This is a genomic window from Synergistaceae bacterium (genome assembly GCA_012728235.1).
Taxonomy (GTDB): Bacteria; Synergistota; Synergistia; order Synergistales; family Synergistaceae; genus JAAYFL01.
This window is the reverse complement of sequence record JAAYFL010000121.1, coordinates 1-1,696: the sequence shown is the minus strand read 5'-3', so window position 1 is coordinate 1,696 and position 1,696 is coordinate 1. Positions and strand designations below refer to the sequence as shown.

Here is a 1,696-nt window from a genome sequence, read left to right as displayed (position 1 = left end):
TGAACTTATGATGGAAGCCCTGGACGCTGGAGCTGAAGACTTTGTGGCAGAAGAAGACCACTTTGAAATCTACACATCGGTAGCTGATTTTGGCAGGGTAAGGGATGAATTAAAAGGACTGGGCTATGAGTTTACCATGGCCGAGCTAAGATACCTGCCCCAGACTACAGCCAGCCTATCCAGTGATGAAGAGATAAAGGCCATGGAAAAACTTCTTGACCTACTTGAGGACAATGATGATGTCCAAAATGTCTTCACCAACTGAGAAGGTGCCTAGATGAAATGGATCTTCTCTGTTGATGAGAACTGGCATATAGGCCTCAACGACTGCCTACTGGTTAGGATAGAGGCAGATCTAGAAAGATTTAAGAAGATTACCATGGGCCAGATTATGCTTATGGGCAGAAGGACCTACATGTCTTTAAAAGATGGGGAACCCCTGCCCGGAAGGGTCCATATTGTTTTATCTAGAAATGGTGAAATTGATAAGCCCGGGGTATATGTTGTAAGGAGTAAGCAGGAGGCCTTAGATTTGATTTCCCAGCTTCAAAAAGAAGAGGACAGGGAGGTCTTTGTAATCGGTGGGGGTGAGATTGCTAGGCTCTTTTTAGAAGAGACCACCGAGGCCTATATAACCCATGTTATGGACAGCTTTATGGCTGACACCAACCTACCAGATTTAACTAAGGTAGGCTTCTACTTGGCCTCTAAGAGTCCTGTATATGAAGATGAATTTAAGTATTACTTTGGACACTATAAGAGAAAGGAAAGTTTAATGGATAGAACCTGGGATTTAGAAAAGATATTTAAAAGTGATGAGGATTATTTAGAAGAATTTAATAGGGTTATGGAAGAGGCAGAGAAGCTGCCTTCCTACGAAGGAAGACTTCTAGATAGTTCAGAAAGCCTTTTAGAGGGACTGAGGTTTAGGGAGGAGATATCCAGGCGTTTTACCAAGCTGGCTGTTTATGTCCACCTTAAGCACGACAGTGATACCAGAGAGAGCAAGTATCAAAACTACTCCGCTCAGATTCAGGGTGCTGCTGCTAGACTTGGAGCCCTTTCAGCCTTTTATGATACAGAGATTCTTGCTGCCGACTGGGAGCTTATAGAAGAGTATATGAATGAAAATAAGGACCTGGCCCACTACCGACAGTTTTTGGATAGGATGTTTAGAAACAAGGACCATATCCTCTCGAAGAAGGAGGAGGAGCTTCTGGCTAGTTTTTCTGAGGTACTCTCAGCCCCCTCTACAATCTTTGGCTACCTGGACAATGCAGATATGACCTTCCCCTCTGTCAAGAATGAAAAGGGAGAAGAAGTGGAGCTTACTCAGGGCAATTTTATCCTCTTTATGGAAAGTAGTGATAGAGAGGTAAGAAAGGCAGCCTATGAGGCCTTCTATAGCTCCTATAAGAATCATAATAACACCCTGGCCTCGACCCTTTATAATCATGTAAAGGCTTCTACTATTGAGGCAAAACTTAGAGGCTTTGGCTCAGCTAGAGAGGCCCAGCTCCATGGGACTACAATTCCTGTGGAGGTCTATGACTCACTTATAGAGTCTGTTCACGGAGCCCTGCCAGCCATGGCTAAGTATCTGGATCTTAGGAAGAAGTACCTTGAAGTTGACCAGCTTCATTTCTATGACATCTATGCTCCCTTGGTTGGAGAGCTTGATTATAAGGTAACCTAT

General features: G+C 43.9%; 2 protein-coding genes. Both read left to right on the top strand.

The window, feature by feature from the left end:
* A partial coding sequence (locus GXZ13_07060; GenBank protein NLX75568.1) for a YebC/PmpR family DNA-binding transcriptional regulator occupies positions 1–265 on the top strand: 265 nt, incomplete at its 5' end.
* A 12-nt stretch (positions 266–277) separates the two neighbouring features.
* Positions 278–1,696, top strand: a 1,419-nt coding sequence (locus tag GXZ13_07055; protein NLX75567.1) for a hypothetical protein, incomplete at its 3' end; no start/stop codon positions are given.